The sequence below is a fragment of the Clostridium sardiniense genome (assembly GCF_016907995.1).
Taxonomy (GTDB): Bacteria; Bacillota; Clostridia; order Clostridiales; family Clostridiaceae; genus Clostridium; species Clostridium sardiniense.
In genome coordinates, this window is the sequence record NZ_JAFBDA010000032.1 from 14,523 (window position 1) to 37,665 (window position 23,143).

Genomic DNA, 23,143 nt, shown 5'->3' on the forward strand with positions numbered 1-23,143 from the left:
AGTAATTAATGGATAATAATTCTATAGCAATAGAAATTATATTTAATTATTTAAATAATCCTTCAAAATACACAAAAAGCTACGTTCAAGAAAATTTTAAAAATGCAATTAGTATATTAGAGAAAAAGTTGGAAGATTATTTTGAATACGATCAAAATATAAAAACTGAAACATTAGGGCAGGAAAGTATTACTTATAATAATCAGAGCATGGAAGATTTAATAAAAGATGTACGTGTGTTATTACCTAATCCAAAGGCTAAAGTAGGAGTATTAATGTGTTAGTAAAAAGACTATTAAACGATAAATATTTTACTACAATAACATCAACTCATAGAAATAAAATAGGACAATTGGAAAAGGGATATATTAAATCTGAAGAATTTCCGTGTAATATTCAACCAATAGATGAAAAAGCTATTAAATATACGTGGGGTAGTGAAATAAAATCAAATATTCAGTTATTTTGTGAGCAAGATTTACTCGTAAATAATATACTCGTAAATGATAATAAGATATATAAAATAGAAAAAAAGATACCTTGGCGAGATTATTATTTATATGCTCTATTAGAAAGTGATGTGAAAATTAATGATTGAAACTGAAAATAGATTACCTGAAATAATTAAACAGTTACAAGATGCTAGTATACAGGCATCAAGAGAAATTGAAGTTACGGTAAAAGCTGATATTATTTCAGTTACTCCAGTTAAAACGGGAACACTTGCTCGTTCTATTACTTCTTTTAGAAAACCTGAAGGTAGTAATATTCGTATATCTTGGGGTAGTAATTTGGTTTATGCTGCTAAGGTTGAATTTGAAAATAAGTCTTATTTACGAGTATCTTTAGAAAGAGATAAAATGAAAATTTTAAATATATTAATAAAACATTTTAGAAAGGTGGGAAAATAAATGGAGGCTATTCAAGTTGAACTTTTCAAACTTTTCCCCCTAGCTCTTGATAAAATACCCGAGGATTTTGATTTTAAAGATAATATATTTGCTGAAGAAATAAAAATAGGTGATTCTTTTGAAGATAAACCTTACTGCATTGATATAGATCTTCAGATTAGAATTGTTGGCCATGAATTTAATAAATTGAAAATTCAAAGTGAAGCTAAAATAATTGATGAACATTTAAAAAAATATACTTTTAAAACTTGCCAATGTAGAATAATTAGAAAAAATATTTTTAGAAATGAATATTATGATAACGATAAATATAATACTATACTTCAGTATTATATAAGACAATTTAAGTAAGAGAGGTGATTTAGTTGGAAACAACAAAAACTGCAAGTGATCTTGATATATTAGTTGATAATGCTATGGCGTATTATGGAACATTTACAGATGAACAATTAAAAGATCTTCCAGGATTAATTAAAACTTTGGATGATAAGGAATTAGGCGTAATTCAAGATACACTTAAATTTGAAGCTAAACCTGAAATACAGGATATAAAACACGCTGGAAGTAATGGACTTAAAGAAGTTGGATGGCAAAGAATTCTTGGATGGACAACTAAAGTTGACACTACTATATTAAATACAAGTGATACGGTTTTCCAAGCTTCATTATTAGAAAAAGATACTACAACAGGTAAATTCAAGCCAATAAAAGCAGGATTAATTCCTACTACTTTTTATAAAGATCTTCTTATAATAGGTGATAATTTGAAAGATGGTAGTCCAGTTGGAATATGTGTAAAAAGTACATATAATACTGGTGGATTACAAATAGAATTTAAAGATAAAAATGAAAATGGAGTGAAAATGACATTTGAAGGTCATTCAAAAGGTTCTGAAGAGCCTTTTATTATTTTATAGGACTAAGTTAAAACTTAGTCCTTTTTTATTTAGAAAGGAGCTACATTTATGAATGAAAAAAAACAAGTGAATTTAAATACTAAACAAGGTTTTGATGCTATGAGAATTGTAAATAAGCTAGGTGTTAAAGATCAAATATTAGATGTTATAGATATAATGAAAAATGCTGAAAGAAAACAGGGCCTTTTATATCAAGAAATAATCGGATACGTTACAGATGAATTAGGTGCTGAAAAGGTTAAGGAACTAAGAGAAGAAGAAAATGGATTAGGGGTTTATATATTAGATCAATATAAAAAGCACCCTGAAATTAAAGATCAAATGGATTCTTTAGATTCAAAAAAAGAAAAAGAAATATTAAATGTTATATTTACTATTGTTATTGAACGAATTTCACAAGCTGAAAAAGAATTATATAAATTCTTGGCTAATGTTTACAACATTAAACCTAAAGAAATCGAAGAGCAAGGGTTTGATGAAACAATACATTTAATCTATGGAATTATCACAAGTGAAACTTTCCAAAAACTTTTTACATTAACAGCTTAGTTGAAAAACAAGGCTGTAATTTAATTGGAATATTATTTAAATTTAATTCTTTTCAATATATTTCAGAATTAAATTTGGATGATTCAATAGACATTATTGTTGATATTGTAGATCAATATCTCGAAGAAAGAACATTTAAAACCTACCTAGCAAATAATACTTTTACTGATGAAAGAGTCAGTTATGAACAATACAAAGAGATTATTGGAATTAATGTTAAAAAGAAAGCTAAAAAAATTGATATAGATGAACGTAGAAAACATGTTAAAAATAATTTAATGGCTATTCATAGACAAAAACTGAAAGGAGGGAATAACTAATGGCAGATGTTTTAAAATTAGGAGGTAGTTTTGATTTAAATGTAAATGATGTTGTAGGTGAATTAGATAAATTAGATAAAAAATTTAATGAAACCTCAAAAGCATCTAAGTCAACCGCAACTGATGTTAAAGGATATGGATCATCTTTAGATTCTTTAAAGATTAAACAAGCTGAATTATCTAATAAATTAAAAACTCAGACGATGAATTTACAACAACTATCTGCAAAGTTTAAAGAAACTAATAGCAGCTTATTAGTTTTAAAAAGGAGTAATGGTGAGTTAGAGCAACGTATTCAAAAAACTAATAATGAATTAAATGATGCTGTAAGGAAGTATGGAAGTAATTCTAATGAAGCTAAAGAATTAAGGGCAAAATTAGAGACATTAAGACAAGAGTATGAAAATAATTCCAAAGCTATTGATTCAAATATTCAAAAGCTTGAAAGTTATTCTCTTAAAATGGATAGTGCTGAAAATAATATACAGAGAACTCGACTATCAATTCAGCAAAATAACGAAGCTATTAGCAATACTGGTGGGACATTTGATAGAATTAGTGGAAAATTAAATGATTTTTCGAATAAATTAAGTGGACTAGGAACTAAATTATTTGTAGGAGCTACTCTCCCAATTATTGGAGTGGGTACTGCAAGTTTTAAAACTGCATCAGACTTAAATGAAAATATGAATAAAGCTGAAGTTGTATTTGATAAAAATGCAGATGCAGTTAAAAAATGGTCTGAAACTTCCTTAGATGCTATGGGTATGAGTCAAAGCAGTGCATTAGAAATGGCTTCACATTTTGGAGATATGTCAGTTTCAATGGGATTAACAAATGATCAAACTATGAAATATTCAGAAAGTTTAACTCAATTAGCAGCTGATTTGGCTTCGTTTAAAAATATAAGTATTGATCAAGCCAGCACTGCTTTAACCGGTGTTTATACTGGTGAAACTGAAGCTCTAAAAGGTTTGGGGGTTGTAATGACTCAAACTAATCTACAACAATTTGCACAAAGTCAGGGTATTAAAAAGAAAATTCAGGATATGACACAAGCGGAGCAGGTACAACTTAGATATAACTATGTAATGTCAAAAACTAAGGATGCTCAAGGTGACTTTTCTAGAACTGGAGATCAAGCTGCGAATGCTAGTCGTAAATTTCATGAATCTTTAAGTCAACTTATGGCTGTAATAGGAAATAATCTTTTACCTATATTTACTCCATTTATAAATAAAGCAAATGAATTGATAGTAAAATTTTCTCAGATGAGTCCAGCTACACAAAAAATTATAATTTCAATTGCTGGATTTATAGCAGTATTAGGACCAGCTTTTATTTTTTTAGGTAAATTTGTAGGTGGAATAAATAAAAGTATTACTGCGTTAGTCAAATTCCCAGGTCAAGTAAAAAAAGGTATTGATGGAGTAAAAAACTTTGGAAAAGGTGTAAAAGATGGTACTAATTTAATAGGTAAATTTGGTAGGGGTTTGATTAGTTGTGTTAAAAGCATAGGAAATTTTACATTATCTCTAATTAAAGCTACTGTTAAAGGAATAGGTAATTTTATTAAAGGAATTGGTAAATGTATATTAGCTATTGGAAAATTCACATTATCTTTAATAAAAAATACTGCTATAGCTATAAAAAATGGTGCCGTATGGTTGGCTAATAAAATTAAATTATTAGCTTATAAAACAGCTCAATTAGCAGTAACTGCCGCAACAAAAGCAATGACTTTAGCACAAAAAGCTTTAAACTTAGCTATGCGTATGAATCCAATAGGCTTAGTAATAACTATTCTTTTGGCTTTAGCTGCTGTATTTGTAACACTTTATAATAAATGTGAGTGGTTTAGAGATGGAGTTAACCAAGTTTGGAGCTTTATAAAAGGTCTATTTAGTGGATTTTCAAATTTCTTAAAAGGAGTATTTTCAACTGATTGGACACAATCCTTTGGGGCATTTGGGAATATTATAAATGCTTTCATGCATAATGTACAAAATGTATGGGATTCTATTAAAAGAATTTTTGGAGGAATTATTGATTTTATAGCTGGAGTATTCCAAGCTGACTGGAGCAGAGCATGGGAAGGAGTAAAAAATATATTTGGTGGAATTATGGATGGATTAGGTGCAGTCATGAAAGCTCCATTAAATGGAGTTATTGGACTTATAAATATGGCTATCGATGGAATAAATTCTATTAGTTTCACTGCTCCAAGTTGGATTCCGTTTGTTGGTGGACAACATTTCGGAGTAAATCTTCCTAAAATAAACTATTTATATAAAGGTGGTATTTTTACACAACCCACGTTATTAGGTCCAAATACAGTTGTAGGTGATAAATATAAAGGTCAAGGCTCTAACCCTGAAGCTGTAATCCCATTAGATAAACTTTGGGAGAAGTTAGATGCAATTGCTAATAGGCCAATTAAATTAATTGCTGATGGACGTGAGTTCGCTTTAATAGTAGCCAAACATCAAAAAACTATTGATGGATATAACGATGGAAGAACTGTAATTACTAGATAGGAGTGTGTATATGGAAGATTATGAATTAATTTTTAATAACAAAAATTGTTATAGAGATTTAAATATTTGTATAGCTGAGTACCCTTCTATTCCTCAAACCAATGAAGATACTGAAGATGTTGAAGTTGAAGGAATGAATGGAAAGTTAATTATAAAAAAGGGTACTTTTCCAGATAAGGAGATACCTTTTACATTCTCAATGATCCATTTAGATAACTTTTGGAGAAGGATTGATTTCATTAACGAATGGCTAGATGATATTAAAGATAAAAGGTTATTTTATGGTAGAACTGATAAATGTTATATAGTAAAAAATTTAACTAAAGGTGATATAGAAAGAGAAGTTAAAGAAAACGGAACTTTTAATGTAACCTTTTTGGTAGAAGGCCTTTTATCTGATCCTGAAGAAACTGAAATAGAAATTACTAACAACTTTAGTTTAGAGTACTTAGGAACAGAAAAGGAACTTCCTATCTTAGAAATTGAAGCCAGTGGAAACATACAAATTCAATTTAATGATGCAAATATACAAATTAATAATGTAAATGGTTTTGTAAAAATAAATAGTAAATTAAAACAATTCTTAAATAAAGATTTAACAAGTAAAGATATGGATAGTTTAGGATCATTCCCGATTTTAATACCAGGAACAAATACTATTAATTGGACTGGTAATATATCGAGCATGATCCTTAAATTTTCACAAAAATATAGATAGGAGGGATATACACTTGGAAATTAAAAATGATATGAAAATAGGTATATTTTCACCTAAATCCACAAGAAATGAGGTATTGAGTTCCAACGGTCATGTATTAGATAATATTTGTATTGAATGTAAGGTAACTGAAAACCCATTCACAGGAAATTATATTTTAGATGGTATTTTTCTACAAGATAATAATTTATCTAATAAAATTATTGAAGAATCTATTTTAAAGGTAAAGTTGGATTATGGATATGAAGTATTTAGAATTAATAAATTAGATCCAACGACTAGAGATATTACTGTAGTTGCTAGACAAATAACTATTTCTGAAACATTAAACCTTTGGCTAGAAGATGTAAGGCCAACTAAAATCAATGGTGCTACTGCATTAAATTATATATATAATAATTCTACTGGAACAAAAGAAATATTTGTTAACTCTAATATTGAAAATGAATCAACTGCTTACTATCCCAAAATGAACATGTATAAAGCTATTCATGATTGTGACCAATCTTTTATAAATAGATGGGGTGGTGAATTCCTAAGAAGGGGATATAATTTATCTATTTTAACCCATGTTGGTTCAGACCACGGAGTAACTATCAGAGAGGGTAAAAACCTACTAGGATTCAATGGAAGTACTAATACTGATGGATTAACTACAAGAGCACAAGGACAAGGTTACAATGGACTATATGGCGATTATATAGATAGTCCTTTAATTAATAATTACGCTAGAGTATATACAAACATATTTAATTATGATGACGTTAAAATAAGGACAGATGAAGATCCTGAAGGATTTAACACTGAAGAAGAAGCTAAAGCTGAATTAAATAAAAGAATTAAAGCTGAATTTAGTGAAAATCATATAGATGAGCTTTTAGCAACTTATGATATTAATTTTGTCTTATTAGAACAAACGGAAGAATATAAAAATTATATTCAAGCTGAAAGAGTTTTACCAGGTGATACAGTCAGAGTTCATATCGATTCATTAAATATTGATATTAAAGTTCGTATGTTAGAAAGAATATTTAATGTATTAACACAACGACCCGATAGTACTACATTGACTAATATGCCTGAAAAAACTGGAATGGGTATAGATGCTAATAAAATACTTCAAGATATTAAAAATAAATTAATGGATAGTGGAAATAATAATGTATCTGAATATATAAATGCTATGATAAATTCAGGAATCTCAGATAGTTATGTGTTAGTAAGACAAAATGAAATATTGATAATGGATACTAAAGATATAAATACCGCCATTAACGTTTGGCGTTGGAATAAAGGTGGATTGGCTCATAGTTCCACTGGGTATTATGGAAAGTATACTATAGGATTAACACAAGATGGAGTATTTAATGCTAGCTTGATAAAAACAGGTGAGTTAAATGCCGATTTAATTCAAACTGGAATACTTACGGCAATATTAATTCAAAGCTTAGATGGTGGCTGTTCAATAAATCTCGAAACTGGAGAGGTTAATTTTAATAAAGGGATTATACGGGGTAAAAATTGTAGTTTTAATTTAAATACAGGTGAATTAATAAGTTACTATGAAAATATAGTTACAGGAGAGCATAAGTGTTCCTTAAAGAATGGGAAACTTAGATCGACTGAATATGCTAGAATAAGTGGAAACCAAGGTGTAATACTTACAGAAGAAGATGATAATAATAGAATAGTAGCAAGTATGTTTATTCAATCACTGGCAGTAATGGGATTCTCTACGGGTTTAACAATTTCAACTCCCATAATGGATATATGGGATAAGGGAGACAAAATGAAGAGCTTTAGAGTCAAATCTAATAGTATTTCTTTAAATAGCAATTCTACTTCTGTAGAGGGTAATTTTAATGTATATGGTAATAAAAATTGTATTCAAAGAACTAAAGAATTTGGTGATGTTCCTTTTTATGCCAATGAGGATATTAATTCTTTATTAACTAAAACTGATATTGATAATATATATGAAACAACATTACAGAATACAGGTAAATATAAATGTATAGTTCAAATTTCTCAAATGATTAGAGAATGTATTAATACGGATTTACCATATATAGTATGGATAACAAAATTTGATTTTGGAGATTACAAAATAACTGGACAATATCCAGGATATTTTATTATAGAAAGTGATAGACCTATTAAGTTTAAATATAAGCTTGAAGGTAGAAGAAAAGGCTTTGAAGAAATGAATGAAGAGCTTGTATTTAAAAAAGCATATGAAACTAAGATAAAAAATAAGTCTGTAATCAATTAACAGGCTTATTTTTTTATATCCAAGGAGGTGTGATTAATTGTATATTTTACAAAAGACTATCGATATAGATAGGAATGAAATTACAGAAATTAAAGCTATAGAGCATGATACAAAGACAAGATTTATAAATTTTAAGTTTATTGGTTCTAATAAGGTTATAGACTTATCTAATTGTAAAGTTAGAATTTATGCTATTAATAGCAAATGTCAAGAAGTATTTAATGATTTAACTATAGTTGATAGTACGAAAGGAATAGCTCAATTAGAGCTTACAGATGGATTATTAAGATTAGGCACTACAGAATATCAATTAAAAATAATACCTGTTAATGGCGGTCAATTAAGTTCTAACATAATGCGAATTATAGTGGATAAAAATTTAATGTCTGATAATGCAATAGAAAGTTCTAATGAGTATACAGCTTTAGAAAATGCATTAAAAAATATTGATAATATTGATTTAAATATTAAGGATGCAAAAGATAAAGCTAATAATGCCCTAAGCACTGCAAATACTGTAAAAGAAGAAAATAAAAATATAAACAAAAATATAGATTATCTAAAAAATAATACTATTAAGAAAACAAACAGATTAGATGATTGTGATTTAGCTCCAAAAAAACTTATGAATTTTGATACAGGAATTCAAGCAGATCTTATGTTTTATGTTGATGATAATAGAAACCAACAAGGATTAACGTATGGGCTAGATCATTTTTATATTGGTTTTGATGTTGGAAATAATCAAGGCGATATAGTCAAATATACTAAGAGTGGGGTTAGAGTTGCATCAACTGGGAATATAGGAATAGGCCATGCGGCAGGTTTAGGATTTAGAGAAAGTAATGGAAAGATATATGTTGCTAATGGTGGTGGTTCTAATCCAACTCATGTTTATGAAGTAGATTTTAATAATAAAAGAGTTACTAGGGATATAAATTTAGAAAGGTATGGAACCGCAGCACTATTAGCAATAGATAATGACCATGATAGACTTATTTTGCATACTTCTCCAGGAGGGAATAACGGAAGAATATTATTTAACATAATGGACTTCAATGGTAATTCTATAGTTCCACAGTTTGAAATACCTAATCAGGGTATACCACAAGGCTTGGAATACTACAATGGAATTTTATATTATTATACGAATGATAAAGTCACTTGTATTAATATAGAAACTCATGAAATAATGGGCCACTTTAGTATAAAGAAAGCTGGAGAAAGTGAAGGTATAACATTAGTAAGAGATGGAGCTACACCTTACTTGGCTATAGGCTATAATGGAGCTAATAGAATATATTCAATTAGAACAAATGAAGCACAACAGTTTTCAACTCCCAGTATGTTCAATCTCATGTACCGTAACGATAATCCTTCTAAGTGTCTTATTCCTAAAATTCTTGCATTTTCTTTGCAAAGAAATCCCGACACTTCATGGGGATTAGCTGATTGGGGAAATGGAGCAACTAAAAACCTAGGGAATTTATTTAGTGCTATAAATTATACTGATCCTGATGATGAAGTAAGAGCAATCTTAAAAGTTCCATTTAAAAGTATAGCTTTTATGACAGGTGATGCAGATTGGCAATTAGGGAAAGCAGGTATAGAACCTAGATTAAACTTAGAATCTGATGGAGTAACAATAAGAATCTGTTTTATAGACAGAAATAATAACTATGTAAAGATAAGAGATTTACCAGCTTATGCAGATGTTAGGTGTCTTCTAATAGGTGGGGTAGATATAAATTATTAGAAAGGAGCTTGATACATGGAAGAAATATATATAGATATTTCTAAGGATTTAGGATGTAGCGTTAACGTAATACAAGGTGATAACAACTCTAAAACATATAAATTAATAGTTACAGATAAAAATAAGAGAATTAATTTAACAAATAAAAGCGTTAAAATGGCTTATGTTAACAATAAAGGTGATGGGGATATAATAGAAGGCTTACAAATAACAAATGCAGTACAAGGGGAGATAAGCCTTCCTATAACTAATATATTAACTAGACAAGATGGTAATTATGGTTGCCAATTAGCAATATACAATTCAAGTGGATTCTTAGAGCATACTGGAACCTTCTCATTGATTGTAAAAGAGAATTTATTTAATAGAATAAGTTCAGGATTATTAAAAACTACTACTTATCAAAAGCTTATTAGTATCTTAGAGAAGTCAGAAGAAATGGTTGCAAATCTACATGATGCAAGAGAAGTAAATAGTAGTTTAAGTAAGAATATAAATTCAGGTACTAATCTTAATACTAATTTAAATAACAACATTAGAGGTGGTAATTCATTAAATGCAGCATTAACTCAAAATAAGCAAGATGCAGCAGTTAAAAATACTGAACTTAATAAGAGTCTAGAGGAAACTAAAAAATATATAACTGGATTAGATGGAAGTCAGAACATACCACAGATAAGAATGGATTTAGACACATTACAAAATGGTTTAAAAGCTAATCAAAGTTTAGAATATCAAGGAAGTAATATTACTTGTAATAATACTTTAGAAGGTAGAACTGAAGGAATGGAGCTTAGAGGAAGAACATTGCAAAATTTAAATACAAAAGAAACTTATTCTTTCAATTCTGATCCAGTCAATGATGGTAAATATACTATTATTGAACAAAAATCAAACAGTGTTGTGATAGATATAAAGCAAGAATTAAGTTCATGGCGTTATTTCGCATGCGGAACGGTTAATAAATCATTGTTTAAACCCAACACAAAATACACCATAATTGGTAACTTTAAAAATGTAAACAGAATTTCATTACAAACTGGAAACGCAGCACACGCACTAACAGATGCAAATTGGATTACAAACAACAAAGCTGTATTGACAACTAAAGATTCATTGATAACTATTCCAGATGATGCTACAATTGTTGTTTACATTTTCATTGATAGTTCACAGTCAGGTGAAACTTTTGCTAAGGATATAATGATACTAGAAGGAGATTGGACTAATAAAGAGACTCCACAACATTTTGAAGGAATAAAATCAGTTGGAGAAGCTGAAATAAATTTATTAGAAGAAAGTCAAATAGTAGATGGGTATATAGGGGGTAATGATGGGAGAACTTTTACACTAGGTTCAAATACTTCAACTGCAATAATACCATGTGAACCCAACACAACGTACACAATTGTTAAAGAAAAACAAACAGATAGATTTACGATAGGAGTAAGTGATCTTCCGATAAATAATAGAGATAAGATTATAGTAATTGGAGGAAGTGAAACTGGATTAACAAAGACTGTAACCACAACATCAAATGCTCGTTATCTAGCAGTATATTTAACTAAGAATACAACAAATGAGCCAGTTGGAAAAGTTGGCATATATAAATCTGTAGATAGTTTTGAATGGCGACCAGCGAATAAGGCTAAAATTAGTAGTTTAAGTATAGGAAAGAATTTATTCAATACTAAAAATTTAATTGTAGGAGATATTGACCCACAAAGTGGTAATACAAGCCTGACTGCAATTTCACATGCGATAAGTAAAGATTTTATTAGAATAAAACCCAATACACTATATAGTTTAAATTATACGCTTATAATACAGTCTAGATGGTTTAGTATTTTTTATTATGATATTAATAAAAAATATATATCTTATAATGATAAAAATATAATTTTTACTTCTCCTAATAATTGTTATTATATCAAATTTAAATTAGAAAATAGTAAAAATGTTGGTATTAAAGATTTAATGCTTAATGAAGGAACACAAGTGCCATATGAAGAATATCAAAGTGATAAAAAAGAAATTTTATTGAATCAACCATTAAGAGGTTTATCAAATATTTGTGATAAGATCTATGAAAAGGATGGAAAAGTTGTTTTAGAACAAAATATAGACAAGATGAATTTAAGTGGTAATGATGATTTAACCTGGCTTGTTAAAAATGATAGTAGTAATACTATTTTATTCTATATAGATGGAGCTTCTATGTCTAATGTATTTAAGAAAGGTTCTGAACTAATGTGTAACACTTTTCCTAAGATAATAGATACATGGGGCAGTGATATAGAAGGTATTAATATAGATGGATATTGTTCTTTACAAATAAGAATTAATAAAAATAAGCTAGCTACACAAGATGTAAATGGGTTTAAAAAATGGCTCCAAGCTAATCCAGTAACAGTTTACTATCAAAGAGCATCACCAATAATTACAGAATTAAATATAAAAGATTTAGATTTAAGTGTATTTCAAGATGTAACCCACATAATGAGTACAAACTCTATACCAGCAGAATTTAAATTTAAAATAGCAAGTAATATAGGTTCTATATTGCAGCAACAAAGTAAAAATATAAATGATCTTTACAAGATAATAGATGAAATATTAGTGCCACAAGTTACAAGTAATACTTTAGATATAGAATTATTAAAAAATAAATAAAAGAAAGAAGGAATTAAAATGAACACAATTTATGAACTATTAAACAGAATGATTACAACAAAAAATTATACTAAAGAAGATATGGCAAATAAGCTTGATGTTTTCTTTGCAGTAAGTAGAATCACACAAGATCAATACTTAGAATTAGTAAATAAAATCAATCCACCAGCTGAAAAGGTAGAAACACCAAAAGAACCAACTGAAATAGTATCTCCAAAAGAAACTACAGTAAATGTACCAGCATAATTAATAAATAACAGGCAATATTTAAGGACTTTAGGTAGTCTTTTTTTATTGCCTTAAAATAAAAGAAGGTGAGGACAAATAAGTGGATGATATTTTAACAAAATTAAAGGCTATTATTGTAGTTTTAGGAGCTTTATTTACTTGGTTATTTGGATCATGGGATACACCATTAGTTGCATTAATAGTTTTTATGATTATTGATTATTTAATGGGAGTTACAAAAGGCTATGTAAATAAAGACTTAAGTAGTCGAATAGGTCTTAAAGGCATAGCAAGAAAAGGAGTTATATTTGCAATACTTATTGTAGCAGTTATGTTAGACAGACTTTTAAATACTGGTAATTGGGTATTTAGATCATTGGTATGTTATTTTTATATAGCAAATGAAGGAATAAGTATTTTAGAAAATGCATCAGAATTAGGTGCTCCAATTCCAACAAAACTAAAAAATGCATTAATTCAATTAAGAGAAGATAAAGAGGAGCATAGATAATTTTATTTATGCTCTGTTTTTATAAATAAAAAAGAAAGAAGGAATAAAAAATGGAACAAATATTAAATTACTTACAAACAAATTTACCTGAAACACTAACTATTTTAGCAGCAGTACTTTATGCAGTAGGATCATACTTAAAACTAACACCTAAGGTTAAAGATTGGAGTATTCCATATATCTTAATGTTAATTGGAGCAGTATGCAGTTGTGGTATTCAACATAATATTGAAGTCTTAACAATTATTCAAGGTGCTGCATGTGGTATTTTAGCAGTTGGGGCAAACCAATTAAAGGTACAATACACTAAAAAAGATGAAAAGAAAGAAGTAGAGCAAGGACAATAATCCTTGTTCTTTTAGTTTACAAAAATATATTATAAAGAGTTTTTAATAATAAAGGAGAGATGTAAAATGTTAAAAGGAATAGACGTATCAGAACACCAAGGAAGAATAGATTGGGAAAGAGTTAAAGGTAACGTAGATTTTGTAATGTTGCGTGCCGGTTATGGAAGAAATAATATAGATAAACAGTTCGTAAGAAATATTAAAGAATGTAATAGGTTAGGTATTCCAGTAGGTATTTACTGGTTTAGTTATGCATATACAGAAGATATGGCAAGACAAGAAGCAAAATATGTACTAGAAGCCATAAAACCATATAGAGTTGAATATCCAGTTTCTTATGACTTAGAATATGATACTTTAAATTATGCTAAGAAAAATGGAGTTACTATAGGTAAAAGATTAGCAACAGATATGGCAAAAGCATTCTGTAGTGAAATAGAAAAAGCTAATTACTGGGCTATGAATTATGCTAATCCTGACTTTATAAATAATCATTTCTATCAATCAGAGTTAAAAAGATACTCACTTTGGTTAGCATGGTATGGAACAACTGAAGCAAATGCTAAAAAGTATGGCTGTCAAATGTGGCAATATAGTGAAAGTGGAAGTATGGAAGGCATAAATGGTAGAGTTGATATGAACTATGAATATAGAGGACTTAGACAAGCTATAAAAGATGCTGGATTAAATAACTTAGGGAATAAACCAGTTCCAACACCACCAAAACCAAGCTATAAATTAGTACCACAAAACGGGAGATGTACAATTATTGTTGATGAACTAATGATAAGAGAAAAACCTTCTACTGGTTCTAATACTGTAGGTTCTTATAATAGAGGGGAAAGTGTAATCTATGATTACTATGTAGATAATGAAGGCTACAGATGGATTAGCTGGATTGGTGGAAGTGGCAAAAGAAGATATATGGCAGTAAGAGTTCTATCAACTAATAAAAGATATGGTAATTGTGTATAGGAAATAAATTCCGAGGTCGTTTCAAACGACATCAAAAAAGACTAGTAGGGGGAACCTTGCTAGTCTTTTTTTGTATATAAAATAATTCATATTGGGGAAGAGTAAAATTTAAGGATTTATTTAAATTATTGCCTAGCTTGTACATTTATATTCATATTAATAAAAAAATAACCAGGAGCTTTTCTCCTGGTCTAATTTATGGATTACAAAAATAAATATATAATTAATTGATAATATATTTATTATTAGTCATTTTATTTTCTATTATTCATAACCCTAAAATATTATCTATTTCTGATTTAGTTTCTTCATCAAATTCAGAACCATTATTTTTAGTTTCTTTTTCAACTCTATCTATTTTTATATCTCCAGCATCTTGATTTATTAAATAAGATAAGTATATAGAAAAGTTACCTGCAAAAAGTTCTTCTGCTCTTATTAATCCTTTTTCTAATACTTTTTCATCTATACTTATTTGTTTTCTAACCTTCAAACTTCTCACATCCTATTTTATAATAAGCTTTAGCATTTGTATAAACTGTGTCAGTATCTATTTCTATATCTAAGAATTTAGCTAATCTTAAAGCTCCACCACCAACAAATATATGTTTACTTAAATTATATTCTTGTAAGCCTTTTAATCTATTTTCTATTAGTCTTGTATGTGATTCTAATACTTCATCTATAAGAGTTTCTATATTAATAGCTTTCCCATTTCTAACTATTTCATTAGTATCTAAAATATCATCTGCTTTTAATACATCATATGATACACCATATTCAGCCTTAATTTTTTGTACTAATGTGTTTGCAAGAACATTCATACCTAATTCTAGAGTATGTAATTTTCTTAATTTTTTATTATTAAAATAACTTACATCTACAGTAAATCCACCAATATCAATAACACAAACATCGCCTTTTAGTTTATTTGGTTCTAATAAAAGAACTCCTGCTGATTGTGGGAATACAATTACATCTGTTATAGTAAATCTTTTTGGTTCATCATTTAATGTTATAGTTATTTTTTTCCCTTGAAGTTCTTTAATTAAATCTTCTTTTTGAGCTTGATAATATTGTGCTGGTAATCCAGTTACTAATTGAATTTCTTCAGTAGTTTTATTTTTCATAGCTTTTGCTATTGCAGTATAAAGACATATTTTAAAATTAAGAGAATGCATTTTGTTTATTTCAGTAGCATATAAACCATTTTGTTCTCCTACAGTATAAGTCTTTCCATCAAAATCAACTCTTATAGAATTTCCAATATCTAATGCTCCTTCTTCAATAGTTGACTTAAAAGTAAACTCTACATTTTCCCCTATCACCTTAGTATGGCTATATCCAACATCAATTCCTAATCTCATAATTTAGTTCCTCCTAAAAATCATTTATTTTATGTTTTAATAATACTACATAATACACACTATGTCAATATATTATGTGTATATTTTCCCATAAAATAGGAATTATCAAAATTTAATATTGCTTTATATATGTTTTATGTGTATAATATGTGTATCATATACACATATATCATCATTAGATTATTTATATTTTATAGTAATGTCAGTACAGAAAAAAGGTATCTAGTCATTAACTAGACACCTTTTGATAAAAATGGTATTATTATTACATAAATTTAGAAAACATTAACTAATTAAAAATAAATAGCAAAAAACCCATTTAATTCTCATGTCGGCAAACTTGATTAATTAAATGAGTTCCATCTAAATTCAGAAGAATTTTTTTTTACATATTTATTTATATCCATATATTAAAATAAATATGTGATTTTGTCAAACATTTTTCCTTCTGTAATTTAGATTGCTATCTAAAAATAGGAGGAATTTTTTATGTCAAAAGATAAAGTATCAAATAATTTTATACAATCAAATGGAATAATGTCAGAGGGATATGGATTTTCACCTAAAGCAGTTATGAGAGATCCTAGACTAACAATTGAAGCGAAAGCAATTTATGCTTACATGAGTTCATTTGCAGGAGCAGGGTTATCTTCATTTCCTTCAATTGAATTACAACTTGCAGAGTTAGGCATAAGTAAAACACGTTATTATAAACATAGAAAATTATTAGAACAATTCGGTTATATAACTATAAAGCAAACAAGAATAAAAAATGAAAATAATAAATCTATAAATGATAAAAATATATATACACTTGAACAATTTCCAATTGAAAAAACAGTAATTTCTGAGAGTACTCAAAATGAGGAAACTCAAAAATCTATTGAAAATACTAGCATTTCTGAGAGTACTCAAAATGAGGATTCTCAAAATGAGTATACTCAAAATGAGGTGGCTCAAAACGAGGACAGTAATAGTAACAATCTTAATAGTAACAATCTTAATAGTAACAATCTTAATAGTAACAATCTTAATAAATCTTCTTCTAAGGATGATGAAGACATAAAAAAGATTATGAAAATATGTCAAATGCAAAACTATAAATTAACTAAAAAAGATGTAACAGCATTATTACTAGTTTATGATTTTACAAAAGTAGCTAAAGCAATAGTAACTGCTAGTGCAATAGGAGAAGAAATTAAAAACTATAAAGGATATTTATTAGCAGTTTTAAATGATATGGAAAAGATAAAAAATACAACTGTAAATATAAATAAGAAAGATAAGGATATTAAGTTTAATGATTTTCCTCAAAGGGAGTATGATTATAATGCTCTTGAAAGAAAATTATTAGGTTATGATAATTAAATTTAAAATAAAAATTTTGAAATAATTTGTTCTATGATTTTATAAAATTCAGACTAAAAAATAACAAATTTCTATCATGTCATGACGGTATAATAAAACCTAGGGGTGAGGTTTTAATGGGTGAAAGAAAAGATGATGTTATACAAATAAGAGTTAGTACTGAAGAAAAAAAATTAATAAAGAAAATGGCGAAAAAAAGAAAGTTAAATATGACGGAGTATTTAAAACTTGCGGTTTTGAAATTAAGTTCAGAAGATGAAAAATCGTAGTTTATATAAATATTAAGGAGGAATAATAATGAAAAAAATAATATCAATAATTATGGTTTGTTTGGTTACTGGAGCATTATTCGTTGGGTGTGGTAAATATGAGCCAAAATTAGCTGAAACAGGCGTTCAATATGTGTCTAAAACTAATAATAATGAAGATGGATCTTATCCAGGCATTACTGTTAAATCAGTTACGAAAGATGGGGACAACATAATAATAAAAACGGAGAGTCCAATAAACCAAATGATGTATGCATATAAGAAGTTTATAAACTTTACAGTTATAAATTCTAAAGGGGATACTTCGGACAAGAATAGCTTTAAAATAAAAGAGGTAAATCAACAAGGAGAATTTATAGTGACTCCTGGAGATATGAAAATTGATGATATAAAATATATTCAAATAGGCCCATATAAAAATGGTGATAAGGATATAGAATTTGAGGTGAAATAATGAAGGTTGGTGTCAGAAAGCCCAGTCTTAAAAAGTCACTTTCAGCTAGAACTACAGGAAGAATAACCAGAGAAATTAAAAAGTCAGTTAACCCAGTCTATGGGAAAAAGGGAATGGGATGGGTCAATGATCCTGAAAAAGCAATGTATAATAAAGCTTATAATAAAACTACAGTATCAGCTAAAGATGTTGCAAACGTAATGAGTAATGGAAAGATAGATAGTTCTACTGGGTCAATTAAAGATATATTCAAAATGATTGGAGCTACAATTGAACTTATAATTTTAATTGCAAAGACTTTATTTTACTTAGCTTTATTCATACTGTTCGTATATATTTTATTTAAAATAATTTTTTAAAAAGATAGGCTTGATTGTCTATCTTTTTTATTTTATGGTATTTTAGGTCAAAACACACTTTAAGTACAAAAATATTAAATTATTATTTTAAATATACAATAATTGATATTTGAATAAAATTTACCAAAAGTTATTTTGAATATTTTAAAATTTAAAAGAATTATTTATAGAGTATGTCCTTAAGAATATCTAAATACTTGAATAGTTTATGTAATTAAGATGGTACAATATTGAAAAAAAATTATAAACGTAGTAAAATCTATACGAACAGACGTTCGTGTGTTTTGCGAAGATTTTAGGAGGATTGTAGCATATGGAGAAAACAAAAACTGAAATTATAACAATGATTAATGATATTAATAATAAAAAATTTTTACTACACATAAGAAATATAATAAAGGTTGCCAAAAAATTGGATAAAAAATAAAGGATACGTAAATCGTATCCTTTATTTTTTTAATGATGAGATCATTTTAGCTACAATATTAAATTCTTCTTTTGATAACTTAGAAAGCGTTAAAATAGTTTCTTTCATAAGATCATCTTCTTCCATTAAAAGATGTGCCAAAAATTCTTCAAGCTCTTCAGGGGAATCTACTTCTTTGAATATTGCCCCTTTTCCAGTTTTAAGCCATTCTAAATTAACATTAAATTCTCTGCAAATATCATTAGCAACTCTTTCACTTAAGTTTACGCTGCCATTTTCAATTCCAGCTAAATTAGATCTAGAAATATGAATTTTTTCAGCGAATTCTTTTTGAGTTAATTTTAACTCTTTTCTTAAAACTTTTATATGTTCCATTCTATTTCCTCCCGTTATATAAGTTCTTAGAGAACTTATATAGATATAATACACTATTTATATATGTCTGTAAACAACAAAATTTATTACTTAAATGTCTAAAACAAAACTTTTTTGTTGACAAGTGTCTTTAACAATCATATAATGTCAATTGTAGACAATATTTTTGTGAGGTGATGTAATGAATGAAAAAGTAAATAAAGAAATTAAAAAAATTGACTATATTAGAGCAGTATCAGATTTAAGTGAATTAAGTATGGAAAATAGGATTTATATAGCTGGAATGGCTAGAGGAATGTTAATGCAAAAAAATTTATCAGATAAAAAGGAAAATTAGTATGGAGGAAATTAATTTATTTCCCCATCAAGTACAAGCTCTTAAAGATACAGAATCTTTTAAAAATGTAGCTTATTACTTAGATATGGGGTTAGGAAAAACATTTGTAGGATCTGAAAAGTTGAAAATTTATGATAATAAAATCAATTTACTAATATGTCAAAAATCAAAGATTGATGATTGGAAGGAACATTTTCAAAAATATTATGATTACAACATTGTTATTTATGATAAGAAAAAAGAAATATCAAATAACAGCGTTATAATCATAAACTATGATCTTGTGTGGCGTAGGCCTGAGTTATTAGAATTAAAAGATTTTACATTAATGCTTGATGAAAGTAGTTGTATAAAAAATAGTACTTCAAAAAGAACTAAATTTATACTAAAGCTTAAACCAAGTAATGTAATCTTACTTAGTGGTACGCCAGTAGGTGGAAAATATGAGGAATTACATAGCCAATTAAAATTATTAGGTTGGAAAATATCCAAAAAGGCATTTTGGAGTAATTATATAAAAACACATTTAATTAATGTAGGTGGTTTTAAAATGCCAACTGTAATTGGTTATAAGAATATAGACAGGTTAAAAAGAAAGCTTAGAGATCATGGTTCGATATTTATGAAAACGGAAGAAGTTATTAATTTACCTGAACAAATGGACAATGTAATTGAGATAAAGAACACATCAATGTATAAGAAATTCTTAAAAGATAGACTTATTACAATAGATTTATATGGGTCTTGTGAATTTAAAGATGATTCAGATTTTTATGGTGAAGATGTTACACCGAGAGCTGAATTAGTTGGAGATACATCATTAACTTATATGCTTTATCAAAGGCAGTTGGCAAGTCAATACAATAATAATAAATTTTCAACTTTAAGAGATCTTATGGAAAGTACAGAAGATAGGATTTTAATTTTCTATAATTTCAATGATGAAATGAAAGGAATTAAAGAGCTATGTAAGAAACTAAAGAAGCCAGTAAGTATTGTTAATGGAGAAATTAAGGATTTAAAGAATTATGAAAGTAAAAATAATTCAGTTACATTAATTCAATATCAAGCTGGAGCCATGGGCCTTAACTTACAAAAGGCAAATAAAATAATCTACTTTGGTTTAACTTTAAGTTCTGAATTATTTGAACAGAGTAAGAAAAGGATTCATAGGTTAGGTCAAAATAAAACTTGTTTTTATTATTACTTAATCACTAAAGATTCAATAGAAGAAAAGATTTATAAAACTTTATTGGAAAGAAAAGATTTTACCAATAAGCTCTTTGAAGAAATTTAAGGAAGTGATTTGCTTGAAAGGAGTTTATATGGCCGTCACACCTGATAAATATGAGTTACCAGTTAAGATAACTGAAACTGCTAAACAAATGGGTGATTGGCTTGGAGTAAGTGAAAATTCTATTTATATATCGGTATGTAGTGAGTTAAGTGGTAAAAGGAATGGATTTAAAATTGTTAGAGTTAAATTTTAAGCTAATAACTGGCTAGGTAAATTAATTTTAAATACGAAAGGATGTGATAACCCCCTTATCACATTTATAGATACCCATTTTAGTACAAGTCTAGCCAGTTTATTTTATAAATAAGAAGGTGATATGTAATGACATTACCTGAATCAATGTACAGTTATAGACCTGAAGAAAATAGAGCAAAAGTAATAGATCAGTGTCAAGAATGTGGAAAAGATATTTTTGAAGGTGATGAATACTTTGACATAAAAGGTTTAGTAATCTGTGATGATTGTATTAATCATTTTAAAGGAGGAGATTAAGAATAGCAGCAGAAAAGATATTTGAAAATAAAATAAAAAAATTTTTAGATGCATTACCTTACACATGGCATTTTAAAGTATGGGCAGGGCCTTATTCAAAGGCTGGAATACCTGATTTAATAGCTTGTGTAAATGGAACTTTTGTAGCAATAGAAGTTAAAGGGCCAACAGGTAAACCAAGTGAGCTACAGAAACGAAATATAAGGCTTATAAAGGAGAGTAAAGGTATAGCATACATATTATACCCTAAAGACTTTGAAAGCTTTAAAAAGGATATGGAGGAGTTAATAAATGATTAAAGGTTGTGTAAATGATAATGAAAAGTTAATTGAAGCTGTGAAAACTATTAAAGGAGTTTGTGAAGGAAGGCAATACGAAGAAGATTGTTGTGAAGGATGTCCTTTTGGAGATTCAGACGGTGAATGTTTGATAATTAATTCATCACCTGATTGTTGGAAACTAGTTAAAAATACTCAGATTTTAGTGTAGGAGGAATTGTTAAATGAACAATGTTAAAGAGAAAATTGAACTTTTAGAAAAGCAATTAGAAGGTGCTAAAAAGCTTAAGGATATGCCATTCATAATTGATCAACGTGACATAGATAAAGATATAGAACTTATTGAAGAAATGATTTCTGATTATGAAGCAAAGCCAAAAGAAAATGATTTAGTTGAAGCCATAAAAACAATTAAAAATCATTGTAATAATCAAGGCCATGAACGTGAATGTTGTAGGAATTGTTCATTAGGAACAAAGATGGGTGATTGTTTAATTACCGCGGTATGTCCAGAAGATTGGAAAATAAATGATGATACTAAAATTTTAATATAGGAGGATTTAAAAATGGCTAAAGAAAGATGGAATGAGAAAGCAGATGAATTAATAGATCAAATTTTAGATTTAAAGGAAAAAAATAAAACATATACAGAAGATTTACAAAGTGCTAAATACGAACTAGTTAACTTATTAGAAGAAAATCATGTGAGTGAGTATGTTGGTAAGAATGGAAAGGCTAATTTTGTGGACTTCCAAAGGGAAGGGTTAGTAAAGGATCATGTTATAGAAACTGTAGATGGAGTGAACAAAGGTAAAATAAAAAATATTGATATGAAGGATCTAACAAAAGATATAAAAGTCCATTTTATAAATGTTAGAGGATTTATATAAGGAAGTGATTTTATGAAAATATACACTTTTGAAGAAATTGAACTGATGAAAGAAGGAACTGAATTTATAACAGTTACTACTAATCAAAGAGTAAGAATGAAAGATGGTTTATTACAAGTACATTCGATTACTGGTGAATGGATCTTTTGTATAAGATCTAGACGTTGGTTACTTGAAGGGTACAAGCTATTACATTAGAAAGGAAGTGATTATATTGCAGTATTCACATTCTAGGATAGAGTGTTTTAATCATTGTCCATATCAATATAAATTGAGATATATTGATAAGATTAAAACTATTCCTGATCCGTTACCAAATGATGCTTTGATTTGTGGAAATACAATTCACATGGGAGCAGAAAAAAGCTTGGAAGAAGCTTTAAAATTCTATAAATCAAGCTATCATGTCATGACAGATAATAATGTCAATGAGATTATAAAATTTGAAATTTTAATACCTAAATTAAAAAATCTACTAGCAAATATTAATATATACGCCCAAGAATATTTAATATC

33 protein-coding genes are annotated in these 23,143 nt (G+C 27.9%); 30 read left to right on the forward strand and 3 right to left on the reverse strand.

The genetic code is table 11. The features are described from left to right. The first annotated feature begins 8 nt into the window (after window positions 1–8). The 16 genes from JOC62_RS17285 to JOC62_RS17360 all read left to right on the forward strand — a co-directional run bounded on the left by JOC62_RS17285 (window position 9) and on the right by JOC62_RS17360 (window position 14,714). Window positions 9–284 carry a hypothetical protein gene (locus tag JOC62_RS17285; RefSeq protein ID WP_204596525.1) on the forward strand — a complete coding sequence of 92 codons (276 nt, stop codon included), beginning with the start codon at window positions 9–11 and terminating at the stop codon, window positions 282–284. Further along, window positions 278–598 (forward strand): hypothetical protein, encoded by a 321-nt coding sequence (locus tag JOC62_RS17290; RefSeq protein WP_204596526.1) that lies wholly within the window; start codon window positions 278–280, stop codon window positions 596–598. Before JOC62_RS17285 ends, JOC62_RS17290 begins: the two co-directional genes overlap by 7 nt. After that, a complete protein-coding gene (locus tag JOC62_RS17295) occupies window positions 591–911 on the forward strand; it encodes an HK97 gp10 family phage protein (RefSeq protein ID WP_204596527.1) in 321 nt (106 codons plus the stop codon). The genes JOC62_RS17290 and JOC62_RS17295 overlap by 8 nt, the downstream gene beginning before the upstream one ends. Beyond that, on the forward strand, window positions 912–1,262 hold the full coding sequence (locus tag JOC62_RS17300; RefSeq protein ID WP_204596528.1) for a hypothetical protein: 351 nt from the start codon (window positions 912–914) through the stop codon (window positions 1,260–1,262). It begins immediately after the preceding gene. A gap of 14 nt (window positions 1,263–1,276) precedes the next feature. Further along, window positions 1,277–1,828, forward strand: a complete 552-nt coding sequence (locus tag JOC62_RS17305; RefSeq protein WP_204596529.1) for a hypothetical protein — start codon at window positions 1,277–1,279, stop codon at window positions 1,826–1,828. 48 nt (window positions 1,829–1,876) lie between these two features. After that, complete coding sequence (locus JOC62_RS17310; RefSeq protein WP_204596530.1) at window positions 1,877–2,377, forward strand: hypothetical protein; 501 nt, start codon at window positions 1,877–1,879, stop codon at window positions 2,375–2,377. 74 nt (window positions 2,378–2,451) lie between these two features. Continuing rightward, on the forward strand, window positions 2,452–2,697 hold the full coding sequence (locus JOC62_RS17315; protein ID WP_204596531.1) for a hypothetical protein: 246 nt from the start codon (window positions 2,452–2,454) through the stop codon (window positions 2,695–2,697). After that, window positions 2,697–5,234, forward strand: a complete 2,538-nt coding sequence (locus tag JOC62_RS17320; protein ID WP_204596532.1) for a phage tail tape measure protein — start codon at window positions 2,697–2,699, stop codon at window positions 5,232–5,234. Before JOC62_RS17315 ends, JOC62_RS17320 begins: the two co-directional genes overlap by 1 nt. 10 nt (window positions 5,235–5,244) lie before the next feature. Next, entirely contained in the window at window positions 5,245–5,952 is a 708-nt protein-coding gene (locus JOC62_RS17325) for a distal tail protein Dit (RefSeq protein ID WP_204596533.1), read from the forward strand. A gap of 13 nt (window positions 5,953–5,965) precedes the next feature. Further along, window positions 5,966–8,224, forward strand: a complete 2,259-nt coding sequence (locus tag JOC62_RS17330) for a phage tail spike protein (protein WP_204596534.1) — start codon at window positions 5,966–5,968, stop codon at window positions 8,222–8,224. A 37-nt stretch (window positions 8,225–8,261) separates the two neighbouring features. Further along, window positions 8,262–9,980: a BppU family phage baseplate upper protein gene (locus tag JOC62_RS17335; protein ID WP_204596535.1), complete on the forward strand. Its 1,719-nt coding sequence runs from the start codon at window positions 8,262–8,264 to the stop codon at window positions 9,978–9,980. 15 nt (window positions 9,981–9,995) lie between these two features. Continuing rightward, window positions 9,996–12,653: a BppU family phage baseplate upper protein gene (locus tag JOC62_RS17340; RefSeq protein ID WP_204596536.1), complete on the forward strand. Its 2,658-nt coding sequence runs from the start codon at window positions 9,996–9,998 to the stop codon at window positions 12,651–12,653. 18 nt (window positions 12,654–12,671) lie between these two features. Further along, a complete protein-coding gene (locus JOC62_RS17345; protein ID WP_207758210.1) occupies window positions 12,672–12,899 on the forward strand; it encodes a hypothetical protein in 228 nt (75 codons plus the stop codon). An 82-nt stretch (window positions 12,900–12,981) separates the two neighbouring features. Continuing rightward, complete coding sequence (locus JOC62_RS17350) at window positions 12,982–13,392, forward strand: phage holin family protein (protein WP_204596537.1); 411 nt, start codon at window positions 12,982–12,984, stop codon at window positions 13,390–13,392. A gap of 50 nt (window positions 13,393–13,442) precedes the next feature. After that, window positions 13,443–13,739 carry a phage holin family protein gene (locus JOC62_RS17355; RefSeq protein WP_204596538.1) on the forward strand — a complete coding sequence of 99 codons (297 nt, stop codon included), beginning with the start codon at window positions 13,443–13,445 and terminating at the stop codon, window positions 13,737–13,739. Between the two features lie 66 nt (window positions 13,740–13,805). Next, complete coding sequence (locus JOC62_RS17360) at window positions 13,806–14,714, forward strand: GH25 family lysozyme (RefSeq protein ID WP_204596539.1); 909 nt, start codon at window positions 13,806–13,808, stop codon at window positions 14,712–14,714. A gap of 268 nt (window positions 14,715–14,982) precedes the next feature. On the opposite strand, the gene JOC62_RS17365 is transcribed toward JOC62_RS17360, so the two are convergent. After that, a complete protein-coding gene (locus JOC62_RS17365) occupies window positions 14,983–15,207 on the reverse strand; it encodes a hypothetical protein (RefSeq protein WP_204596540.1) in 225 nt (74 codons plus the stop codon). Further along, on the reverse strand, window positions 15,197–16,081 hold the full coding sequence (locus JOC62_RS17370) for a ParM/StbA family protein (protein WP_204596541.1): 885 nt from the start codon (window positions 16,079–16,081) through the stop codon (window positions 15,197–15,199). The genes JOC62_RS17365 and JOC62_RS17370 overlap by 11 nt, the downstream gene beginning before the upstream one ends. A 489-nt stretch (window positions 16,082–16,570) precedes the next feature. Here JOC62_RS17370 and JOC62_RS17375 point away from each other — a divergent pair, with 489 nt between their 5' ends. The 4 genes from JOC62_RS17375 (at window position 16,571) to JOC62_RS17390 (ending at window position 18,531) form a co-directional block, all read left to right on the forward strand. Continuing rightward, window positions 16,571–17,449, forward strand: coding sequence for a helix-turn-helix domain-containing protein (locus JOC62_RS17375; RefSeq protein ID WP_204596542.1), 879 nt, complete (start codon window positions 16,571–16,573; stop codon window positions 17,447–17,449). A 116-nt stretch (window positions 17,450–17,565) separates the two neighbouring features. Beyond that, complete coding sequence (locus JOC62_RS17380) at window positions 17,566–17,718, forward strand: plasmid mobilization protein (RefSeq protein WP_204596543.1); 153 nt, start codon at window positions 17,566–17,568, stop codon at window positions 17,716–17,718. A gap of 28 nt (window positions 17,719–17,746) precedes the next feature. Beyond that, window positions 17,747–18,172 (forward strand): hypothetical protein, encoded by a 426-nt coding sequence (locus JOC62_RS17385; protein WP_204596544.1) that lies wholly within the window; start codon window positions 17,747–17,749, stop codon window positions 18,170–18,172. Continuing rightward, entirely contained in the window at window positions 18,172–18,531 is a 360-nt protein-coding gene (locus JOC62_RS17390; protein WP_204596545.1) for a hypothetical protein, read from the forward strand. Before JOC62_RS17385 ends, JOC62_RS17390 begins: the two co-directional genes overlap by 1 nt. A gap of 448 nt (window positions 18,532–18,979) precedes the next feature. On the opposite strand, the gene JOC62_RS17395 is transcribed toward JOC62_RS17390, so the two are convergent. After that, the gene (locus JOC62_RS17395) at window positions 18,980–19,333 is read right to left on the reverse strand and encodes a helix-turn-helix domain-containing protein (protein ID WP_204596546.1); all 354 of its coding nucleotides are present in this window, start codon (window positions 19,331–19,333) and stop codon (window positions 18,980–18,982) included. Window positions 19,334–19,514: 181 nt separating this feature from the next. Here JOC62_RS17395 and JOC62_RS17400 point away from each other — a divergent pair, with 181 nt between their 5' ends. From JOC62_RS17400 to JOC62_RS17445, 10 genes are all read left to right on the forward strand, one after another. After that, window positions 19,515–19,670: a hypothetical protein gene (locus tag JOC62_RS17400; RefSeq protein WP_204596547.1), complete on the forward strand. Its 156-nt coding sequence runs from the start codon at window positions 19,515–19,517 to the stop codon at window positions 19,668–19,670. A 1-nt stretch (window position 19,671) separates the two neighbouring features. Next, complete coding sequence (locus tag JOC62_RS17405; protein ID WP_204596548.1) at window positions 19,672–20,967, forward strand: SNF2-related protein; 1,296 nt, start codon at window positions 19,672–19,674, stop codon at window positions 20,965–20,967. 13 nt (window positions 20,968–20,980) lie between these two features. Then, the gene (locus tag JOC62_RS17410; RefSeq protein WP_204596549.1) at window positions 20,981–21,160 is read left to right on the forward strand and encodes a hypothetical protein; all 180 of its coding nucleotides are present in this window, start codon (window positions 20,981–20,983) and stop codon (window positions 21,158–21,160) included. A gap of 128 nt (window positions 21,161–21,288) precedes the next feature. Next, the gene (locus JOC62_RS17415; protein ID WP_204596550.1) at window positions 21,289–21,459 is read left to right on the forward strand and encodes a hypothetical protein; all 171 of its coding nucleotides are present in this window, start codon (window positions 21,289–21,291) and stop codon (window positions 21,457–21,459) included. Between the two features lie 32 nt (window positions 21,460–21,491). Beyond that, entirely contained in the window at window positions 21,492–21,758 is a 267-nt protein-coding gene (locus tag JOC62_RS19250) for a VRR-NUC domain-containing protein (protein ID WP_341534821.1), read from the forward strand. Then, a complete protein-coding gene (locus JOC62_RS17425) occupies window positions 21,751–21,948 on the forward strand; it encodes a hypothetical protein (RefSeq protein ID WP_204596551.1) in 198 nt (65 codons plus the stop codon). Before JOC62_RS19250 ends, JOC62_RS17425 begins: the two co-directional genes overlap by 8 nt. Window positions 21,949–21,961: 13 nt before the next feature. Next, window positions 21,962–22,291, forward strand: coding sequence for a hypothetical protein (locus tag JOC62_RS17430; protein ID WP_204596552.1), 330 nt, complete (start codon window positions 21,962–21,964; stop codon window positions 22,289–22,291). Between the two features lie 12 nt (window positions 22,292–22,303). Next, entirely contained in the window at window positions 22,304–22,627 is a 324-nt protein-coding gene (locus JOC62_RS17435; protein ID WP_204596553.1) for a hypothetical protein, read from the forward strand. A 12-nt stretch (window positions 22,628–22,639) separates the two neighbouring features. Next, entirely contained in the window at window positions 22,640–22,825 is a 186-nt protein-coding gene (locus JOC62_RS17440; protein ID WP_204596554.1) for a hypothetical protein, read from the forward strand. A gap of 16 nt (window positions 22,826–22,841) precedes the next feature. Beyond that, window positions 22,842–23,143 (forward strand): PD-(D/E)XK nuclease family protein (locus JOC62_RS17445; RefSeq protein ID WP_204596555.1); only part of this gene is annotated, 302 nt, incomplete at its 3' end.

Excerpts from the sequence above, each read along its gene's own strand:
- JOC62_RS17380 (WP_204596543.1), top strand. The coding sequence starts at position 17,566 with ATGGGTGAAAGAAAAGATGATGTTATACAAATAAGAGTTAGTACTGAA.
- JOC62_RS17295 (WP_204596527.1), top strand. The coding sequence starts at position 591 with ATGATTGAAACTGAAAATAGATTACCTGAAATAATTAAACAGTTACAA.
- JOC62_RS17400 (WP_204596547.1), top strand. The coding sequence starts at position 19,515 with ATGAATGAAAAAGTAAATAAAGAAATTAAAAAAATTGACTATATTAGA.
- JOC62_RS17440 (WP_204596554.1), top strand. The coding sequence starts at position 22,640 with ATGAAAATATACACTTTTGAAGAAATTGAACTGATGAAAGAAGGAACT.
- JOC62_RS17435 (WP_204596553.1), top strand. The coding sequence starts at position 22,304 with ATGGCTAAAGAAAGATGGAATGAGAAAGCAGATGAATTAATAGATCAA.
- JOC62_RS17360 (WP_204596539.1), top strand. The coding sequence starts at position 13,806 with ATGTTAAAAGGAATAGACGTATCAGAACACCAAGGAAGAATAGATTGG.
- JOC62_RS17325 (WP_204596533.1), top strand. The coding sequence starts at position 5,245 with ATGGAAGATTATGAATTAATTTTTAATAACAAAAATTGTTATAGAGAT.
- JOC62_RS17390 (WP_204596545.1), top strand. The coding sequence starts at position 18,172 with ATGAAGGTTGGTGTCAGAAAGCCCAGTCTTAAAAAGTCACTTTCAGCT.
- JOC62_RS17320 (WP_204596532.1), top strand. The coding sequence starts at position 2,697 with ATGGCAGATGTTTTAAAATTAGGAGGTAGTTTTGATTTAAATGTAAAT.
- JOC62_RS17310 (WP_204596530.1), top strand. The coding sequence starts at position 1,877 with ATGAATGAAAAAAAACAAGTGAATTTAAATACTAAACAAGGTTTTGAT.
- JOC62_RS17375 (WP_204596542.1), top strand. The coding sequence starts at position 16,571 with ATGTCAAAAGATAAAGTATCAAATAATTTTATACAATCAAATGGAATA.
- JOC62_RS17395 (WP_204596546.1), bottom strand. The coding sequence starts at position 19,333 with ATGGAACATATAAAAGTTTTAAGAAAAGAGTTAAAATTAACTCAAAAA.
- JOC62_RS17285 (WP_204596525.1), top strand. The coding sequence starts at position 9 with ATGGATAATAATTCTATAGCAATAGAAATTATATTTAATTATTTAAAT.
- JOC62_RS17425 (WP_204596551.1), top strand. The coding sequence starts at position 21,751 with ATGATTAAAGGTTGTGTAAATGATAATGAAAAGTTAATTGAAGCTGTG.
- JOC62_RS17340 (WP_204596536.1), top strand. The coding sequence starts at position 9,996 with ATGGAAGAAATATATATAGATATTTCTAAGGATTTAGGATGTAGCGTT.
- JOC62_RS17415 (WP_204596550.1), top strand. The coding sequence starts at position 21,289 with ATGACATTACCTGAATCAATGTACAGTTATAGACCTGAAGAAAATAGA.
- JOC62_RS17405 (WP_204596548.1), top strand. The coding sequence starts at position 19,672 with ATGGAGGAAATTAATTTATTTCCCCATCAAGTACAAGCTCTTAAAGAT.
- JOC62_RS17355 (WP_204596538.1), top strand. The coding sequence starts at position 13,443 with ATGGAACAAATATTAAATTACTTACAAACAAATTTACCTGAAACACTA.
- JOC62_RS17370 (WP_204596541.1), bottom strand. The coding sequence starts at position 16,081 with ATGAGATTAGGAATTGATGTTGGATATAGCCATACTAAGGTGATAGGG.
- JOC62_RS17385 (WP_204596544.1), top strand. The coding sequence starts at position 17,747 with ATGAAAAAAATAATATCAATAATTATGGTTTGTTTGGTTACTGGAGCA.
- JOC62_RS17345 (WP_207758210.1), top strand. The coding sequence starts at position 12,672 with ATGAACACAATTTATGAACTATTAAACAGAATGATTACAACAAAAAAT.
- JOC62_RS17430 (WP_204596552.1), top strand. The coding sequence starts at position 21,962 with ATGAACAATGTTAAAGAGAAAATTGAACTTTTAGAAAAGCAATTAGAA.
- JOC62_RS17300 (WP_204596528.1), top strand. The coding sequence starts at position 912 with ATGGAGGCTATTCAAGTTGAACTTTTCAAACTTTTCCCCCTAGCTCTT.